Source organism: Paenibacillus sp. FSL K6-3182 (assembly GCF_037976325.1).
GTDB lineage: Bacteria > Bacillota > Bacilli > Paenibacillales > Paenibacillaceae > Pristimantibacillus.
In genome coordinates this window covers 5,084,713-5,101,880 of the sequence record NZ_CP150265.1, presented here as the reverse complement: position 1 = coordinate 5,101,880, position 17,168 = coordinate 5,084,713, and the positions used below count along the sequence as shown (strand labels likewise).

Below are 17,168 nucleotides of genomic sequence, written 5' to 3'. Positions count from 1 at the left end.
ATCTAGTGCTCCTTTTTCCCAAATATCGTACCTGCGTTCATGCCCGTACTTAACACATGAACTTGAACGTGGGTTTGGAATTGCATGTGAGCAAGCTTATCCTCCCAATTGGGTTCTAATTGTTTCCATAGTTTCGGGTTGTTCCGATAAATTTGATTGCCGATTCCGAGCACATCAACTTTTTTTGCCTTAAAGGTACGGATTGCATGCTGAATCTGATGTTCTACCTGCTCCTTAATCGTTTGTTCAAAACGCTCCATATCTTGCTTGGTCTTCAGGTCTGAGCATCGTAGTTCTCCGGTTGTACCTTCAATCGTAATATGGATGTCGACTGTTACATTCTCATTTGTTGCCTTCGAAACGATTTGACTGTTCAAATTGATTATTTCAAGCGATTCTTTGTTGTAGATCTGCTTCTTTGTTTCATGATTCATGCAAGGGAATTCAAATACCCCATACTTATATTTGTCTGTTAGCATCATCAGCGTTTCGGTATCTTTCTCCGTAAGAACCCCTACCATTCTCCCGTCTTGAATCAATGCGACCCCGGAAATTGACGCTTTATTATCCAAGCTATTTTTATGCAGGTAAGGCATAACAGAGGTTTTGGAGGGGCTGCTTAGCTGAATAGCGAGATCATATAGCGGAAGGTTAGACGTTTTCGCGGAATAGAGAGCTCCGGTCGTCTCCATCTTTCTATACTGTTGACCAATGGTCTGCTCGATAAACGGTTTAATATCCAGAAATGCCGCCGCCGATTTCTCAGCTATGATGGGAAGAATCGTGCCCCGTGGCTCTTGGTCTCTTGAGAAAAAGTCAAGCACTTCACGGATGTTCAGCGTTCTGGCTAAATTCTCTTCGATAATAATGACACGCATATGATCCCATTTGGCTTTACGTCCAAATTTTGCAGGGATCTCTCGCATCGCTTCAAAAAAGGTTTCTCCTGTTGTTCGAATATTAATTCCTTTCGCTGCTATACTCGTTGCTGGATCAGTTTGCATTTTGCTGGAAGGGTTATAAAAGTGAGTCGTAATATCGACAAAATCACCCTCGCCTCGATCAATCGATATCGCTTGCACATAGCCATACTCGTCCAGTTCATTATTATCCCAGCATCCAGTAATCAAGCAAAGAACAAGAATTGAAGCGAGAAAGGAGAGGAGTGGCTTCACTATGATTTCTTCCTTCCTGTAGATTTTTTATGTAGATGTCGACTCCTAGGCGAATGAACCAGCAATCTTCTTGGCAGCACGAAAACCGCATCTCGCAGCCTTTTCAAATCCAGTGGAGCAAACGAATCTAGATAAGGCTCACCTAAGGATCGTAGAGTCGCTAGATGAATGAAAATGAGAATTAAGCCGACCATGATGCCCAGCCCTCCAAACGTCGCTGCGAGAAACATTAACGGAAAGCGCAAAATCCGCAGTGCGATGGCCATGTTGTATTGAGGGAGCGCAAAGGAAGCGATGCCCGTCAAGGCAACGACAATGACCATGACCGGAGATGCAATCTGTGATTGAATCGCTGCTTGGCCGATAACAAGCGCACCAACTATGCTGACGGCCGAACCGATCGGCCGAGGCAGACGAATGCCGGCCTCCCGCAGCAGCTCAAAGAAAAACTCCATAATCAACGCCTCAATCATAGCCGGGAACGGGATTCCTTCCCGTGTATCTAAAATGGCTAGCAGGAGAACCGTCGGTATGAGTTCAGAGTGAAATGTTGATAACGCGATATAAGTGCTGGGCAGCATAAGCGCTATGAGGAACGCAGCCAGTCGAATCAATCGAATTAACGAAGAAAAAATCGTCCGATAGTAATAATCCTCGCTGTTTGTAAAAAACTCAATGAATTTTCCTGGACAGATAAGAACCGAAGGGCTTCCGTCCACTAACGCAATGATTTTGCCATCCAGCAAAGAAGTAACCGTCGTATCCGGGCGCTCCGTATACCGAACTTGCGGAAAAGGGGAGTAGTTGGAATCATTAACCCACTCTTCCAGATAGGAAATATCAATCATTTCTTCTTGATCTATACCCTCAATCTTTTGCTTAAACGCTTCTAATGTCTCCGGCTTTACGACGCCTTCCAAATAGCCATAGGACACTTTTCTGTGAACCTTCTCCCCGGATATAAAATACTCAAATTTAAGTTCGGGAGATTTCAGCAAGCTTCGAATGACACCGATGTTGCGATCCAAGCTTTCAATGAAGCTGACATGCGGGCCTTGAACGGTAGGCTCCGTAATGGGCTCTGAGGTTTGACGCTGCTCGACATCAAGGGCAAAATAGGCGATAGCTTTAGGCCATCCGTCAAAAAAAATGACAACTTTGCCGTCCAGAATGCCTCTGACGGCTTGTTCCATTTCGCTCATAAGCTCAACGTTAGGGGAAGCGATGCCATGATTCTCAAAATAATGGATAACATCTTTTATCGTTACCGTCTCGGCAGGACCAAGCTCATGCGGCACTAGATTTTGCAGCGTATCCTTTGCGAAATTCGTAACGGTCGTTTTAGTTAGCGTATCGAAATAGACGGTAAAGGCCGATTGCTCCAAGCCCTGTCCATAACTCCAACGATGTATTATCAAGTCTTTGCAGTTGGCAAAAAAACCTTCGAGCGAGTTCAAATTTTCTTCCAGATGGGGAGAAATGTTCGGGTAAGAAGGCTTGTCGGATGAAGTCTGATTAGGTGAAAAGTTGGGCGATTTCCGCATGCGAGTCTCCTATCCGAAGTGAAGTGTCGAATGATTACATCTTTTCCCTGTTGAGGGAAAGATATTCGGTTGTCATTGGATTGGGGCGGGAGGGCAGGAGCCAATGTCTATTCTGTTTACCTGTTATATTTTATTGCATGTATGAGATTGACGACTATAATAGGTTTAAAGAAGAGGGGATTGCAGCGAATGTATTCCTAGATTTATTACCGGGTCTAAACATCGTTGGAAGAAAGGCTGGCATGAGAGGGGACTGGCTATGTTTTATTCGTTAAAAAGTCGTTTGATTGCAATCTTTTGTTTACTATTTGTTCTATCCTTCGTCACACTGTCCATTCTTTTATTTAATGAGTCCCGTTCCATTATTCGCTCTTACATTGAATCTTCAGCATTGGAGAAAATGGATGAATACGGGTCTTACATTGATATGGTTCAAACACAAATCTATGATTTAGCCTCTATCGTTTTTAATAGCGATATTACGAATAATTGGGATGCAGTAGCGTCTGATTCCGCATCCACGGAGGGAGAAAAAAATCTTGCCCATTACCGAATGAGCCAGTTTTTGACGCAGACAACGAACAGTTATTCCAGTGTTTCTGGTGTCGCCGTCTATCGTCAGGATGGCATGTGGGTCAGCAGCGGCAATTTAGTTGTGTCTAACGATTCCTTTCTGAAGGAAAAGTGGTATCTCGATTTTAAAAACGAGGATGAATACTGGATTCCGGCTCATACGGATGTCGCAGAGCTGCGAAATAACAACAAACATCCGGTAATCAGTATGCTGATGCCGATCAGTTCATTTGAGCCTTCACTGACAAAAAGTGTGATGAAGATTAATGTAAGCGCTGACTATTTTCTGGAGCCGCTAGGCAGAATCCATCTTGGGGAGAGCGGAACAATCTATTTATTAGATCAGCATGGCAAACCAATGCTGTCCCAGAACGAATACGGAGCCCATTCGGAGATGGTACGGCAGGTTGACGATTTACGGACAGGCTGGAGGAAGCAGGGCGTCGTTTATTTAAATAATTTAAGCGGAGAAAAAGAAATTTTAGTATACAAAAAACTGCCGAAAACGAACTGGATGCTTGTTGGGTTTGTATCAGAGAAAGATTTGTATTCACAACTCTTTCGTCTGCGAAGCACGATTCTAATCGTTGCGGCTGTCTTGTTAATTGTGTCTTTGATACTGGCGACTTGGTTCTCGCATGGAATTACGAAGCCGCTTTCACGGCTGGTGCTCGCAATGCGGCATGTACAGAGAGGCGATTTTGTGCTTGCCGAGAGCCGTTTGGCGCCTGAGAAGAGGGTGCGCAATGAAGTGGGCTTCGCAACTGAAACGTTCCGCAACATGGTTACGAGACTGCGACAGCATATTAAAACCGAGTTCGAGCTTAAGCTGCTAAGGCAGCAAGCGGAATACAAAGCGCTGCTCATGCAAATTAATCCGCATTTTCTGTTCAATACACTGGAGCTCATGAGCAGCTTAGCCATACAGCGACGGACGGATGATACAGTCGAAGTTATAGAATCACTAGGGAAGATGATGCGTTTCTCTCTTAAAATTAGCGATGATCTCGTTCCGTTGGAAGAAGAGCTTGTTTATGTGCACTATTATTTGTCGATCTTAAAAATCCGCTTCGGTGATCAACTAAACATAACGATTGAGGAGGAAGGCGACCTTTTAAGATTATCGACAGTAAAATTTATTTTCCAGCCGTTGATAGAGAACGCCGTTAAATATAGCTTCATGCATCAATCCGAGGCAATCGTCCGCATTCGTGTAAGCCATGCTGCGGGAAGGGTTCATCTAATCGTGTCAGATAATGGACCGGGGATGACAAGTGAGCAGAAGAAGAAGCTGCTGGAGCGATCGGAATCGGTTCAGCTGGAGCAAATTCTTACTAGCCGGAGCAGCCAAATTGGACTAGGAAATGTTCTTGCACGCTGCCGTCTTTATTACGAATCGCTATTTGAGGTCCGCATCGATTCTACGCTTGGCGCGGGTACAACGATTGAGCTCATACTACCAGCACAGGAGGAACACCAGCATGTATAAAGTATTAATCGTGGATGATGAACCCGAGATCCGTCAGGGTCTAAAGCTTAAGGTGGACTGGGACAGTATTGGACTTATCATTGCAGGGGAATCCTCTAATGGCGTCGAAGCGCTCGAGAAGCTTTCAGCAGAGGCTATTGATATTGTTATTACAGATATGAACATGCCTGTGATGGACGGTATGTTATTTTTAGATTCCTGTCACGAGCAGTACCCATCCCTGCGTCTGATCGTCATTACAGGTTATGAGGATTTTCATTATGCGAAAGCAGCCATTCGCAATCAGGCTCGCGAGTATTTGTTAAAACCTGTTGCTAGAAAAGAATTGACCGACACACTTTCAAACGTAAAGAAGGAGCTGGACAAGGACAGGCAAAGCCATGATCAGGCGGCTATGACACAGTGGCGGCTCTCCCAATATTATAAGGAAATGAAAGAGCATTTTATCGTTCATCTCGTAAAGGAAGAGATTTTGCAGGAGAGTACTATAAAAGATCGTTCCCGATTATTTGAGCTGGATTCATGGGATAAACGTGAGGTTAGGTTTATTACGGCAGGGCTATGGGAGCGAGGGGAATCAAGCGCCTCGGTTGACCGTACGCCGGACAAGTTTCGATTGCCGTTCGATATCATATCAAGAGAATGCGCAGACAGGTTCCAAGGGAAGATGGAGGTATTTCGTGATACCAATTATCCTGGCCTCATGCATTTTGTAATCGCTGCGGATCATGAATTGGAGCGGGAATTTGCTGAGTTTCTGACTCAAAGCGTAAATAAGTACATGGCCTTTGAAATTAAAATCGGGACCAGTCAAACGGTAAGCAGATTTAAGCAGTGGAAAGAAGGTTATATTAGCTCTTTGCTGGCATGGAACATGCCATATGGCAAAGCTGCTGGTCTAGCTCCTGCTTCTGAGGGGCATACGGCTATACCTGAGCATACCATTAAGGTTATTGAGCGCTATTTAATTCGAGGAGAGCTTTCATCGTTTGAAGCAGCGATTAGACAAGAATTACAGCGCGGAATGAAATCGCAGCTTCGTTTTGTCAAATTGATTTTCCAGCTTTACTTAATGCTTGAGACCATTGCGCATGAATCGCAAATCGCTTTGGAGAGCGGCGAACAGCTTTGGCTAAGGCCGGAAATGACACTTAGTCTCGATACTGTAGAGAAAGCGGAGCGGTTTCTGATGCGTATTGCAGCTAAAATCGAGCGCAAGCGGCAAAGCGACTCTCAGGAAAGTGATCCATCCTTGATTTTGGCGGCTAAGCAGTTTATTGACGAGAACTATATGTATGAATTGAATTTGACGATGATTGCAGAGAAATACAATTATAATTCATCTTATTTCTCAGAAATGTTCAAAGCTAAAGTAGGCAAAACCTTTATTCACTACTTGAATGAAGTACGAATTGCTGAGGCTGTTCGGATGCTAAAAACAACAACGCTGAACCTATGGGATATTGCAGAGCTTACTGGTTTTTCCAATGCAAGTTATTTCAGCTCCAAATTTAAAAGGATGTACGGAATGACACCTTCGGATTATCGTCAGCAGCAATCGGAATTGAAATCTGAAAAAAATGATAGTGAACACCCAAAGAATTAGCATTCTATGTTCATAGCCCCTCCCTTATGATGGAACTACATCAATAAGAGAGGGGTATTCATGATGAGAAAAAGCCTTAAGCCGCTTAGCAATCAGCATAACTTAACCGCATATACCTTTTTGCTGCCATGGCTGATCGGGTTTTTCTGCCTGACGCTCGGTCCAATGCTTGGATCGTTTTATTTGTCGCTCACGAAGTATGATTTATTAACATCGCCAAAATGGATTGGTTTTTCAAATTATATTAACATTTTTAAAGATGACGAAACCTTCTCGAATTCCTTGTGGCTTACAATCAAATACGTGTTCATTTCCGTCCCGCTGCGTCTTGCTTTCGCGCTGATGGTCGCTATGGTTCTAAACAAAGGTATTCGAGTGCTAGGCATTTACCGCACCGTATACTATATCCCTTCGTTGCTCGGGGGCAGTGTCGCTATTGCGATTGTATGGAGACAGATTTTTGATGGCAGCGGCCTTGTGAATCAATTTCTTGGCTGGTTCGGCATTCAAGGACCTTCATGGATTTCCCATCCGAGCTACATTGTTTATACCATTATTTCATTGTCCGTATGGCAATTTGGTTCAGCGATGGTAATCTTCCTTGCAGGTCTTAAACAAGTGCCACTTGATCTGTATGAAGCAGCTCAAGTGGATGGAGCAGGCAAAGCTCGTCAATTTTTTCGCATTACGCTTCCCATGATTTCTCCCGTTATTTTTTTTAATCTCGTGATGAGCATTATTAATTCATTTCAAGCGTTTACACCTGCATTTGTCATTGGCGACGGCCGTGGAGGCCCGCTTGATGCGACCATGTTCTACACCCTGTACTTGTATATGAAAGGCTTCTCGTTCTTCGATATGGGTTATGCATCCGCGTTAGCCTGGATTATGCTGCTGATCATCGGGGCGTTTACAGCCATTATTTTTGCAACATCGAAATATTGGGTATTTTACGGTGACAGCAAGGAAGGGAGGTAAAGCAGCTATGCAAGTGAGAAAGTTAAATGGATTAACTAAACATACGATCATTATCATCTTTGGCATTGCGATGCTTTACCCGGTACTATGGTTAATAAGCAGTTCTTTTAAGCCTAATGAGCTGATCTTTACACAGCCGGGATTATGGTCAAGCTCATTCACTCTGGATAATTATATTAACGGCTGGCGCGGCTTTCAGGGAATCGCATTTAGTAAGTTTTTTGCAAACTCATGGCTGATATCGATTCTAAGCGTGCTTGGCAATGTGATTACCTGCTCCTTAGCAGCCTTTGCGTTCGCGCGGTTGAATTTCAAGTTTCAGAAGCTTTGGTTTTCGTTAATGCTGGTGACGATTATGCTTCCCTATCATGTGACGCTTGTTCCGCAATACGTCATCTATAATGAGCTACAATGGATCAATACGTATTTTCCGCTGGTTCTGCCAAAATGGCTGGCGCATGATTCCTTTTTTATTCTCATGATGGTGCAGTTTATCCGCGGAATTCCGAGAGAGCTGGATGAAAGTGCGACGATTGACGGCTGCAGTCCGCGGCAAATTTATTTCCGCATTATCATTCCGCTCTTAGTACCCGCTTTGATATCCGCCGCTATTTTCACTTTTATTTGGTCATGGGACGATTTTTTCAGCCAGATGATCTACTTGAGTGATATTAAGCTGTTTACAGTGCAGCTGGGAATTCGTTCTTTATTTGATCCTACGGGTCAATCGGATTGGGGCGCGTTGCTTGCCATGTCGGCATTGTCGCTTGTGCCAATAACGCTGATATTCCTTATTTTTCAACGCTATTTCTTGGATGGCATCGCAACTACCGGTTTGAAATGAGATTGTGTTTTCTTGCTCGATAACCGAAAAAATTGATAATGAATACCCGAAGGAATGAAATTCCGTATAAACGGAAATCAGGGTAGCATCATAAGTGAAAGCGAATTCATAATAGGGTATTGGGGGAAATCAAAATGAAACAGCGGTTGCTTATTTTGGCTTTAGGAATGTTAATGGTGTTCACTGCGGCATGCTCAGGTGGTACGGGCAGTGGAGCATCAAGCAATGAAAAAGAGAAAAACGGAAATGAGTCAAGTGAAGCAAAACAAGTAGAACTGCGCATTATGTGGTGGGGAGATCAAAAGAGGGCGGATATTACAAACGAGGCGTTGAAAATTTTCCAAGAGAAAAACCCCTCCATTAAGGTTGTTGGCGAGTTTGCTCCATCCACTGGTTATTTCGATAAGCTTAATACGCAGCTTGCTTCCGGCACGGCGCCAGACATTTTTTTCTTAGGAGGAAATGTGGTCGATTATGCGAATAAGGAAGTACTTCTTGATCTTTCTCCATATGTGGATAAAGAGCTTAATTTAAGCGATATGGATCAATCGATGATTCAATATGGCACGATCGGCGGCAAGCTTCTTCATATTTCTGCTGGTGCTAATGCACGCGGAGTCGTTGTGAATAAGACGATGTTCGAGAAAGCTAGCCTTCCCGTACCTGAGGATGGTTGGAATTGGGAAGACTTTGCACGAATCAGCAAAGAAATCTCGGACAAACTGGGCAGCGGTGTCTATGGTACTTACAACATGTCCATTGATGGAATGGATATCGGTCTGAAGCAGCAAGGTAAACAGCTTTATGATATGGATAAAGGGACGCTGGGCTTCGAAGAGGCTGACGTATTAAGTTGGTTCCAATATTGGGATGAAACGATGAAAGCCGGCGGTGTTGTCCCATCCGAGCTGCAAGTATCCAATCCTCCCGGCGATACGAGTAAGTCATTAGTCGTCACAGGAAAAGTAGCAATGAGCTTAATTCCGTCCAATCAATTGGCAGCTTTGCAAGGACTTACGCAAGATGAGCTGATTATGGTACAGCTGCCGCGCGGTGAGAAGGGAACCGGCGTAGTGTTCGAGTCAAGCCAAGGTTTGTCGGGTTATGCCAAGACCAAGCATCCAAACGAGGTAGCGACGTTGTTGAGTTTCTTCATTAATGATCCCGATGTTGCTAAATTGTTAGGCAATGATCGCGGTGTACCAGTAGTTGCGGCTAACCGCAAGCTCCTTGAAACTAGCGCGAACAGCGTAGAGAAAATTGTTTATGACTACACGAGCCGTGTTTCAGAAGCGACAAACAAGGAGCCGTTTGCGGTCAGCTACAATCCTCCGGGCTTCTCTGAATATTCCAAGCTTGCCGAATCAACGATGTATGAAATTGGTTTCGGACGCAAGAGCGTAGAAGTGGCTGTTAAGGACTTCTATAATGGCACTCTGAAAATATTCAAAAACAATCAATAGTTTCCTATGAGTTGGGATTAGCAATGCATGAATAGACAGGCTGCCTCGCGGCAGTCTGTTTTTAAATTTAGTGGAGATAACAATTATATCGGAAAAGCGAGGCGATTAGGATGAGCGAATCATTGCTGAAGCAGCTTCGGGAGCTGTCTATAGATGAGAAGATTGGCGAGTTGAAGAAACCATCTCACATAAATAGCCTTGAGGAATGGAAGCAATCCGGCATTCGTTTTACAACACGTTCAGGCAAGCTTGAGCAGGTTTATTATGCAGCAGTGCGCAAGCTGCTCGATTGTATTGTTCCTACGGGCGGCGAAGAGCCGATTTTGCAAGAAGGAGGAATCTATCTCGGCTGTTGGCTGGAAAGTACAGGAACGATTAATGCTGAGCTGCTTTCTCGCTTTATTCCATCCGTATCGGATGCAACTTTCCGCTCGTTTGCCGTGCACCAGCGTGAGGATGGTTTGTTGCCATATAAGGTAACGGAGCATGGTCCTGCATTTCGGCAGATTCAGCTGGTGACGCCGCTTGCACGCAGTATATGGAACCACTATAAGCTGAATCAAGCGGGGAAGCTGTTTTTGCAAACGATGTATACTGCGATGGCAAGCTACGATGAGTGGCTGGTTCAGTACCGAAATACCCGTGGAACAGGTTGTGTAGAGGCATTCAGTACTTTTGACACGGGGCATGATCTTTCACCGCGGTTCTGGCATGTCCCTGACACCCCTCATCTTAATGATGCAGCGGAAATGAATCCTGATTCTCCGATTTTACCCTTTTTGGCGCCGGATTTAACCGCAAACGTATATTGTCAACGTCTTTACTTGGCTCGAATTGCAGAGGAGCTTGAGCTTCCTAGCAAGCAGCACTGGCTAGCGAAAGCCGAAGAGAGCTTAACGAGTTTGTATCGTTATTGCTTTGATGAAGAGGATCATTTCTTCTATGATCGAGACCGAAATGATGAGCTTGTGCGAGTACAATCGGATGTGCTGCTGCGCGTAATGGCATGCGAAGTAGGGGATCAGGCTTTTTTTGATACGATGCTTAGACGTTATTTATTGAATACAAGCAAATTTTTTGCCAAATATCCATTTACTTCGATGGCTATGGACGATCCGCGTTTTGATCCGTTCTCTAGCTACAACAGCTGGGGAGGCGCATCGAACTTCCTTAGCTTGATTCGCGCACCTCATGCTTTCGAGCATCATGGACGGCACGTTGAACTCACTTGGGTGATGTACCCGATCTTAGCTTCATTTACCAAAGCAACCCGCTTTGCACAGGCGGTTAGCCCGTGGACTGGAGATGAGGGATTTACTGAGGCGTATTCACCATCGATATTGTGCCTGTTAGATTATGTAGAGCGTTTATGCGGAATTTTGCCTACACCAGATGGCGAGCTATGGTTTACGGGACTTGTACCCTACAATATGGATCATGGAGAAGAGATTACCGGTGAGACAGGCTACAGCCGAATCGTGGATGGTGTTACCTATGAACTGTTAAATATGCAGGCGGGGTCGGAGCTGTATCGAAATGGAGAAATCTTCATCCGCTTTCCAAGCGGCATTCGCGTGATTACCGATCGCGAGGGTCAAATGAAGGGAATCATTGGAATGAGTGTACGTGAGATTCAGGGTGTAATTATTTATAATAATCAAGAGATTCCTTTTCATGTGAAAGGTAATGAGTATTTGACCTTTGAGAACGGCAAGTTTAGCGTGGAGCGTGCAATTGGCGTCGTAAATCCGACTTACCGTTAAATGCATGGTTGAAAAGTGAATGATTTATGTAGACTCTCCATTGTGCAACAAAAAACAAGCCTTGAACCCGTATGGGCTCAAGGCTTGTTTCGTTATTGAGGCAGCTGTGACAGACGACGTTCCCTTATCAGCACGATAGACATAATCGTTATTGAAATAGATACTAGCGCAATTGGAATGACGAATATGGATGGATCGTAGCCTTCGATGAATAATGGTAACAAATATCCGATTAATGATGCCGTTAGTGAAATGAAAACGTACAAGCTTGCGCCGAATCCGGTCCGGCCTGCGAACATGCGCTGCACATACCCCATCGCTACTCCGTACAAGATGGATACAAAAAAAGAATAAATCGGCTGAATGAGGAAAAAAACGATCAATGGCGAGCGCAAGGCATAAATCGTATAAGTAATAAGCGCCCCAAAGCCGCCGATTAAAATAATTATTTTGCTGCCGTATTTCGCCGCCCAATAACCGGCGATGGTCATGAACAACAGCTCGAATACGGCTTGGGAGCTCCAAATATAAGACATATATTCCGGCTTGCCGAACAACGTTTTAACGACAAGCGGCAAGTACAATCCGCGAATGGCATCTGCGCATGCAAGCAGCAGCAGAGCAATTAGCATAATGAGGGAAAAAGGCTCGCTCGCTCCCATATTAGCTTGTTTTTTCTCTTCAGAGTGTTCCCGGTAGAACAACAGCAGGATAACGAGCATTGCGTAACCTGCAAAGTTGCCCCATAATACACCTTGAAACGTAGCAATCAAATACAAATTCGCTCCTGCCAGCAAACCGCAAAAAAATCCAACACTATACCCTGCGCGCAGCCAAATTTGTGCCATCTCCACAATATCTCCGGCAAGTCTAGCAAAGTGATTTCGAGATATAGCGAACAATTGTCCCATAATGAGTCCGGACGGAGCGCTCACAACACACATGCCGATCAGCGCCTGGACATAACCTTCTGCATTCATGTAAATTATCAAACCGACGAGACATAACAAAGCAGCGGCAATGACCAGTCTTTTTCTGCTGCGCAGCTTATCACTTAAAAGTCCAACTGTAATCGTAGTTCCCATATTGAGCAGCAGTGACACAACGAAGATCGATACGACTTCATTCTTTGAAAGTCCGATGCTCTCACTTAAATAGATAGCATTCATCGGTGCTAGAATGCCCATGCCGATGCCATAACAAAATAAGGTGAAAAGCATCCTACCTGCACCATCCACCTGCAAAAAACGTTTCATATCTGCGGCAATACGCATCTTCAACCTGCTCCATTCTCCTCATGATCTTTCCAAATTCTAACAAAGTGTAGCTCACTTTTCTCTTGTTGTCTAGAAGAAAACGGTGGTTTTATGCAGACCATGAATGAATTACTTTGGCCGCGTTCTTACGGAGAACGATGGGAAATGTAAGCTTTGTAGCACTTTTTGGATTTGCCGAGTGGACGCGGATTCTTTTTAACAACATTTTGGACTGGTTGAAGAAGAAAAGTGTCAACCTGCAAGTCGTATTTCATCGGTCGGTCACTATTAAATGTGACCAAACACAATCTGCTACACTTTACACATAGGAGAGATTATATAGTAGGCGGATTGTATCCGTGTTTATTTTGTTAACAAACCATAGCGTGCTTATATTAGCGCAAACTAGGGATATGTGTTTTTACGAATGGTGGTACCTGTCTAACGATCCGTTGCGTGCTTATATTAGCGAAAACTGGGGTTATGTGTTTTTACGAATGGTAGCACCTGTCTAACGAACCGTAGCGTGCTTATATTGGAGAAAACTAAGGTTTATTTGTTTTTACGAATGGTGGCACCTGTCTAACGAACCGTACTATGCTTATATTGGAGAAAACTAAGGTTTTTTTATTTTAACGAACACCATTGGCGTTATCGACCCATATTCAGCGCAAAATGAGCTGTTTTACTCGAAATAACGATTGTGAGGTTCGTAAGAACAATAAGTTGCTACATTATAAGCAAATAAGCGTTACTTGATTCGTTAGCTCGGATGTCCACTAAAGTTGATTGCGGATGAGTACAGTAAGAAGTTGGAGATACGAGTTATTGAGTTCTTAAGTAGCCTATCTAATGATGTTGATTGCTGCTGAGTACAGTAAGAAGTTGGAGATACGAGTTATTGAGTTCTTAAGTAGCTTATCTAATGATGTTGATTGCTGCTGAGTACAGTAAGAAGTTGGAGATATGAGTTACTGAGTTCTTAAGTAGCTTAATTAATGACGTTTATTGCGTTTGAGTACAGTAAGAAGTTGGAGATTCGAGTTACAGAGTTCTTAAGTAGCTAATCTAATGACGTTGATTGCTGCTGAGTATGAGTACAGTAAGAAGTTGGAGATATGAGTTACTGAGTTCTTAAGTAGCCTATCTAATGACGTTGATTGCTGCTGAGTATGAGTACAGTGAGAAGTTAAAGATACGAGTTACTGTGTTCTTAAGTAGCTATCTGATGACGTTGATTGCTGCTGAGTATGAGTACAGTAAGAAGTTAAAGATACGAGTTACTGAGTTCTTAAGTAGTTTATCTACTAACGTTGATTATGGCAGAGTACAGTATGTAACTGAAATTGACTAGATTATGGAGGATTCACATCGCATACTGAGCTGTAATTCATAGGTTGATGACCATTCCCTCTGTAATTACATGCCGAGTAAACGATGTAACCTTTTTAGTAAGGGGTGAACACTTAGCTTCACCCCTCTATATAAGATTGAAGAGTAAACGAATTGTATCAGTGAGATTTTTCTAACGAACTGTAGTGCGCTTATATTGGAGAAAACTACATTTTTATTATTTTAACGAACCCTATTGGTGTTATTGCGTCAGATTAAGTGGAATATGAGCAGTTTTACTCGAAATAACGATAGTGGAGTTCGTAAGAATAATTAGTCGTTACATTTTGGGCAAATAAGAGTTACTGGGTTCGTTAGCCATTTGTCTGATATCGTTGATTACTGCTGACCACAGCCAATAGCCGAGGATAAGAATTACTGGGTTCGTAAGCCGTATGTTCGATAACGTTGATTGCCGCTGACTACAGTTAATAGCTGGAGATCGACTAGCTTGTGAAGAATTCGCCGTGCATGCTGGTCGGTTATTGCTAGATGGGACCCGAGTTCCGATGGTGAAAATGGACGAAATAGTCGCCTTGCATACCGGAATGTTTCTGCCTCTAGCCAAGTCAAATCACAAGGGGCATCCATAGCGATAAACTTCCCAATAAAAGAAAGAACGAGCTGCTCGCAGCGCTTCGGTTCATCGATAATGGACAAATAGGCGATCGGTAAAAATACCCAATCATCAAGCGCTAATAAACAATGCCGCCAACATAAGTCCTTAAACCGTCTAACATCCAAGTCTCTTGCGTGAGGTCCATAACCTTGTATTTCAATCCCTCCCTTAACATCACCGCTAGGCATATAAGCTAGATCCAAATAACGAAATCCATTGTTGAAATCACGAACTTCCCATTCAGGATAAAGATGGTTGAAATTTTTTACAGCAGGAAACCACACGGAACGTAAAAATTCAATAGTACCATGGCCAAGTCCTTTCTCGAGTAATTCCCGTCTTCTATGATTTTGTTCTTGGGAAATGGCTAAATGCATCCATTCCTCATAAGCTTGTTCAAATCTTGACATCGCAATTTTCATCCTCTCAATCATTGGTGGTAAAAACGAAAAAGCCGCTTCAACACATGTTCACCCATAAAGGTGCAGAATGTGCCAAAGCGGCGTGTGCTTCACGACCAGCGTTATACAGATAGTATAACGATAATTCATTTGATTTCAATAATCTTTTTTCGCCAGAGCGAGTTCAACCGATAACTTGCTCTCACCCATCAAACCGAAGTTAAAAGAATCAAAGAAAAATGGGAAGTTGATTAGTGATGACAATTTTGGAGACAGAAGCGAAAGTGCTGTTGAACGGCAAGTAGTAGATCAGTTTCTAAGCTAGGATAAAAAGTGAGGGCTTTTTAACACGTAATCCTCATTCGAGTTTTCTAGCTGAAGTGGAAATTGTAGCAGGGGACTTATGTGAGACAAGTACACTTGTTAAAGAACGATGTGTCATACAAGGGATGCATTAATTATAACCGGTGCACATCATTCTATTAAAAAATCGTAGTATTATCATTTAAGCACTGATCAGGGCAGAAAAATGAATACTATTCTGTAACAAAACACCTTTGCTATTTGTCATATAAGCAAAAACATGAGGTGATCATAATGAATGAGCGAAAAACAGCCTATGACGCAGTCATTATTGGCGGCGGTTTGTCTGGTCTGACAGCTTCTATTTATTTGGCTAAAGCAGGATTATGCGTGCTGCTAGTCGAAAAGTCCAATCGATTGGGCGGAAGGGCATTAACGGTGAAAAAGAAAGGAGTTTATCTCAACCTGGGTGTTCATGCTTTCTATCAGGATGGGGTAGGCGAGGAAGTGCTAAAAGAGCTTGATGTTAAGCTAAAAGGAGCCAATCCACCGCCATCAGTGGCCGCAATTTGGAACAATCAAGTGTTTCCTTTGCCGACTGGACCCATTCAATTGCTGACATCTAAATTGTTCTCGTTTACTGGGAAAATAGAGCTAGCACGGTTTATGATGAAATTAGCTAAAATCGATACAACGAAACTCGAAAGGGTAACATTCCGAGAATGGGCTGAAAAGGAAGTTCAAGATCCGATGATTAGGCATGTTATTTATTCGATTTGCCGGACGAACACCTTTGTGCCGCACCCAGAGCTGCTAATAGCCTCAATTGCTGTGACAGCTATATGTTGAATTGAAGCCGTTATTATTTTCGCTCGCTTATCAAATGATGGGCAGTGTCGCGGATGCGGAAGATATTGTTCAGGACGCGTTTATCTCTTTGCATGAAGATCAGTCTGATCATATCCAGTTTATTAAAGCTTATATGTGCAAAGTAGTTACGAATAAATGCCTGAATAAGTTGAAATCGACAAGCAGGCAGCGGGAATTGTATGTGGGACCGTGGCTGCCAGAGCCTCTCGTTACGAGTGGTGTTAACTCAAACGATCCGCTCCAACTATACATTTCGAAGGAAATGTTGTCTACCGCATACTTGCTGTTATTGCAGCAGCTGACCGCCGTAGAGCGTGTTGTTTTTCTACTAAGGGAGTTGTTTCATTACCCATTTCAAGATATTGCCGCTATTCTCGATAAGAGCAGCGGAAACTGTAGGCAAATTTTTTATAGGGCAAAAAAAAGCATAGGGTCCTCTTCCAGCAGTAAATTGGCTCCGCAGGAGATTGCTAGTCCTATGATGGAGGAATTCATAAACGCGATCATTTCTGGCAATATCAATCGCATGCTGGCGATTCTTTCCACGGAAACAGTATTGTATACGGATGGATGCGGCAAAACAAATGCGGCCCTGCGTCCGATTGTGGGGCAAAATCTTATTATCCGTTATTTTACGGCGATTAGGCCGGAAGTTCCTTCAGATTTCACTTGTGATGTTGTTGAACTAAATGGAAATAGCGGCATTGTGATTAAGTCTGGCGAGCTTACGTTTTCGGTTATTACCTTTCGTATCAAAGACAACGTCATTTCGGACATTTATATCGTCATGAATCCAGAGAAACTGCGCCATTTTAATAGATAGAAAATAAATAAATAAATAAATAAATAAAACAACCATAGCAGCAGAGATGCAGTTATGGTTGTTTTGGCT

General features: G+C 43.3%; 12 protein-coding genes. 8 read left to right on the top strand and 4 right to left on the bottom strand.

Annotated elements, in window-relative coordinates; all coding sequences use genetic code 11:
- Nucleotides 1-2: 2 nt before the first annotated feature.
- Nucleotides 3-1,175 (bottom strand): Ger(x)C family spore germination protein, encoded by a 1,173-nt coding sequence (locus MHH56_RS22615; RefSeq protein ID WP_339203937.1) that lies wholly within the window; start codon nt 1,173-1,175, stop codon nt 3-5.
- Complete coding sequence (locus MHH56_RS22610; RefSeq protein WP_339203936.1) at nt 1,175-2,719, bottom strand: spore germination protein; 1,545 nt, start codon at nt 2,717-2,719, stop codon at nt 1,175-1,177. Before MHH56_RS22610 ends, MHH56_RS22615 begins: the two co-directional genes overlap by 1 nt.
- A 259-nt stretch (nt 2,720-2,978) precedes the next feature.
- On the opposite strand from MHH56_RS22610, the gene MHH56_RS22605 reads away from it, so the two are divergent.
- The 6 genes from MHH56_RS22605 (at nt 2,979) to MHH56_RS22580 (ending at nt 11,435) form a co-directional block, all read left to right on the top strand.
- The gene (locus tag MHH56_RS22605; RefSeq protein WP_339203934.1) at nt 2,979-4,781 is read left to right on the top strand and encodes a sensor histidine kinase; all 1,803 of its coding nucleotides are present in this window, start codon (nt 2,979-2,981) and stop codon (nt 4,779-4,781) included.
- Entirely contained in the window at nt 4,774-6,387 is a 1,614-nt protein-coding gene (locus tag MHH56_RS22600; RefSeq protein ID WP_339203933.1) for a helix-turn-helix domain-containing protein, read from the top strand. Before MHH56_RS22605 ends, MHH56_RS22600 begins: the two co-directional genes overlap by 8 nt.
- Nucleotides 6,388-6,450: 63 nt before the next feature.
- Complete coding sequence (locus MHH56_RS22595; protein ID WP_339209707.1) at nt 6,451-7,365, top strand: sugar ABC transporter permease; 915 nt, start codon at nt 6,451-6,453, stop codon at nt 7,363-7,365.
- A 7-nt stretch (nt 7,366-7,372) separates the two neighbouring features.
- Nucleotides 7,373-8,209: a carbohydrate ABC transporter permease gene (locus MHH56_RS22590; RefSeq protein ID WP_076270500.1), complete on the top strand. Its 837-nt coding sequence runs from the start codon at nt 7,373-7,375 to the stop codon at nt 8,207-8,209.
- A 134-nt stretch (nt 8,210-8,343) separates the two neighbouring features.
- On the top strand, nt 8,344-9,672 hold the full coding sequence (locus MHH56_RS22585) for an extracellular solute-binding protein (protein ID WP_339203932.1): 1,329 nt from the start codon (nt 8,344-8,346) through the stop codon (nt 9,670-9,672).
- A 110-nt stretch (nt 9,673-9,782) separates the two neighbouring features.
- Nucleotides 9,783-11,435: a hypothetical protein gene (locus tag MHH56_RS22580; RefSeq protein WP_339203931.1), complete on the top strand. Its 1,653-nt coding sequence runs from the start codon at nt 9,783-9,785 to the stop codon at nt 11,433-11,435.
- Nucleotides 11,436-11,527: 92 nt separating this feature from the next.
- On the opposite strand, the gene MHH56_RS22575 is transcribed toward MHH56_RS22580, so the two are convergent.
- Both MHH56_RS22575 and MHH56_RS22570 read right to left on the bottom strand, forming a co-directional pair.
- On the bottom strand, nt 11,528-12,709 hold the full coding sequence (locus MHH56_RS22575; protein ID WP_339209706.1) for an MFS transporter: 1,182 nt from the start codon (nt 12,707-12,709) through the stop codon (nt 11,528-11,530).
- 1,749 nt (nt 12,710-14,458) lie between these two features.
- Nucleotides 14,459-15,112, bottom strand: a complete 654-nt coding sequence (locus MHH56_RS22570; protein WP_339203930.1) for a transcriptional regulator — start codon at nt 15,110-15,112, stop codon at nt 14,459-14,461.
- A gap of 588 nt (nt 15,113-15,700) precedes the next feature.
- On the opposite strand from MHH56_RS22570, the gene MHH56_RS22565 reads away from it, so the two are divergent.
- Nucleotides 15,701-16,255 (top strand): FAD-dependent oxidoreductase, encoded by a 555-nt coding sequence (locus MHH56_RS22565; protein WP_339203929.1) that lies wholly within the window; start codon nt 15,701-15,703, stop codon nt 16,253-16,255.
- 1 nt (nt 16,256) lies between these two features.
- The gene (gene sigJ, locus MHH56_RS22560; protein WP_339203928.1) at nt 16,257-17,099 is read left to right on the top strand and encodes an RNA polymerase sigma factor SigJ; all 843 of its coding nucleotides are present in this window, start codon (nt 16,257-16,259) and stop codon (nt 17,097-17,099) included.
- The last annotated feature ends 69 nt before the right edge of the window (nt 17,100-17,168 follow it).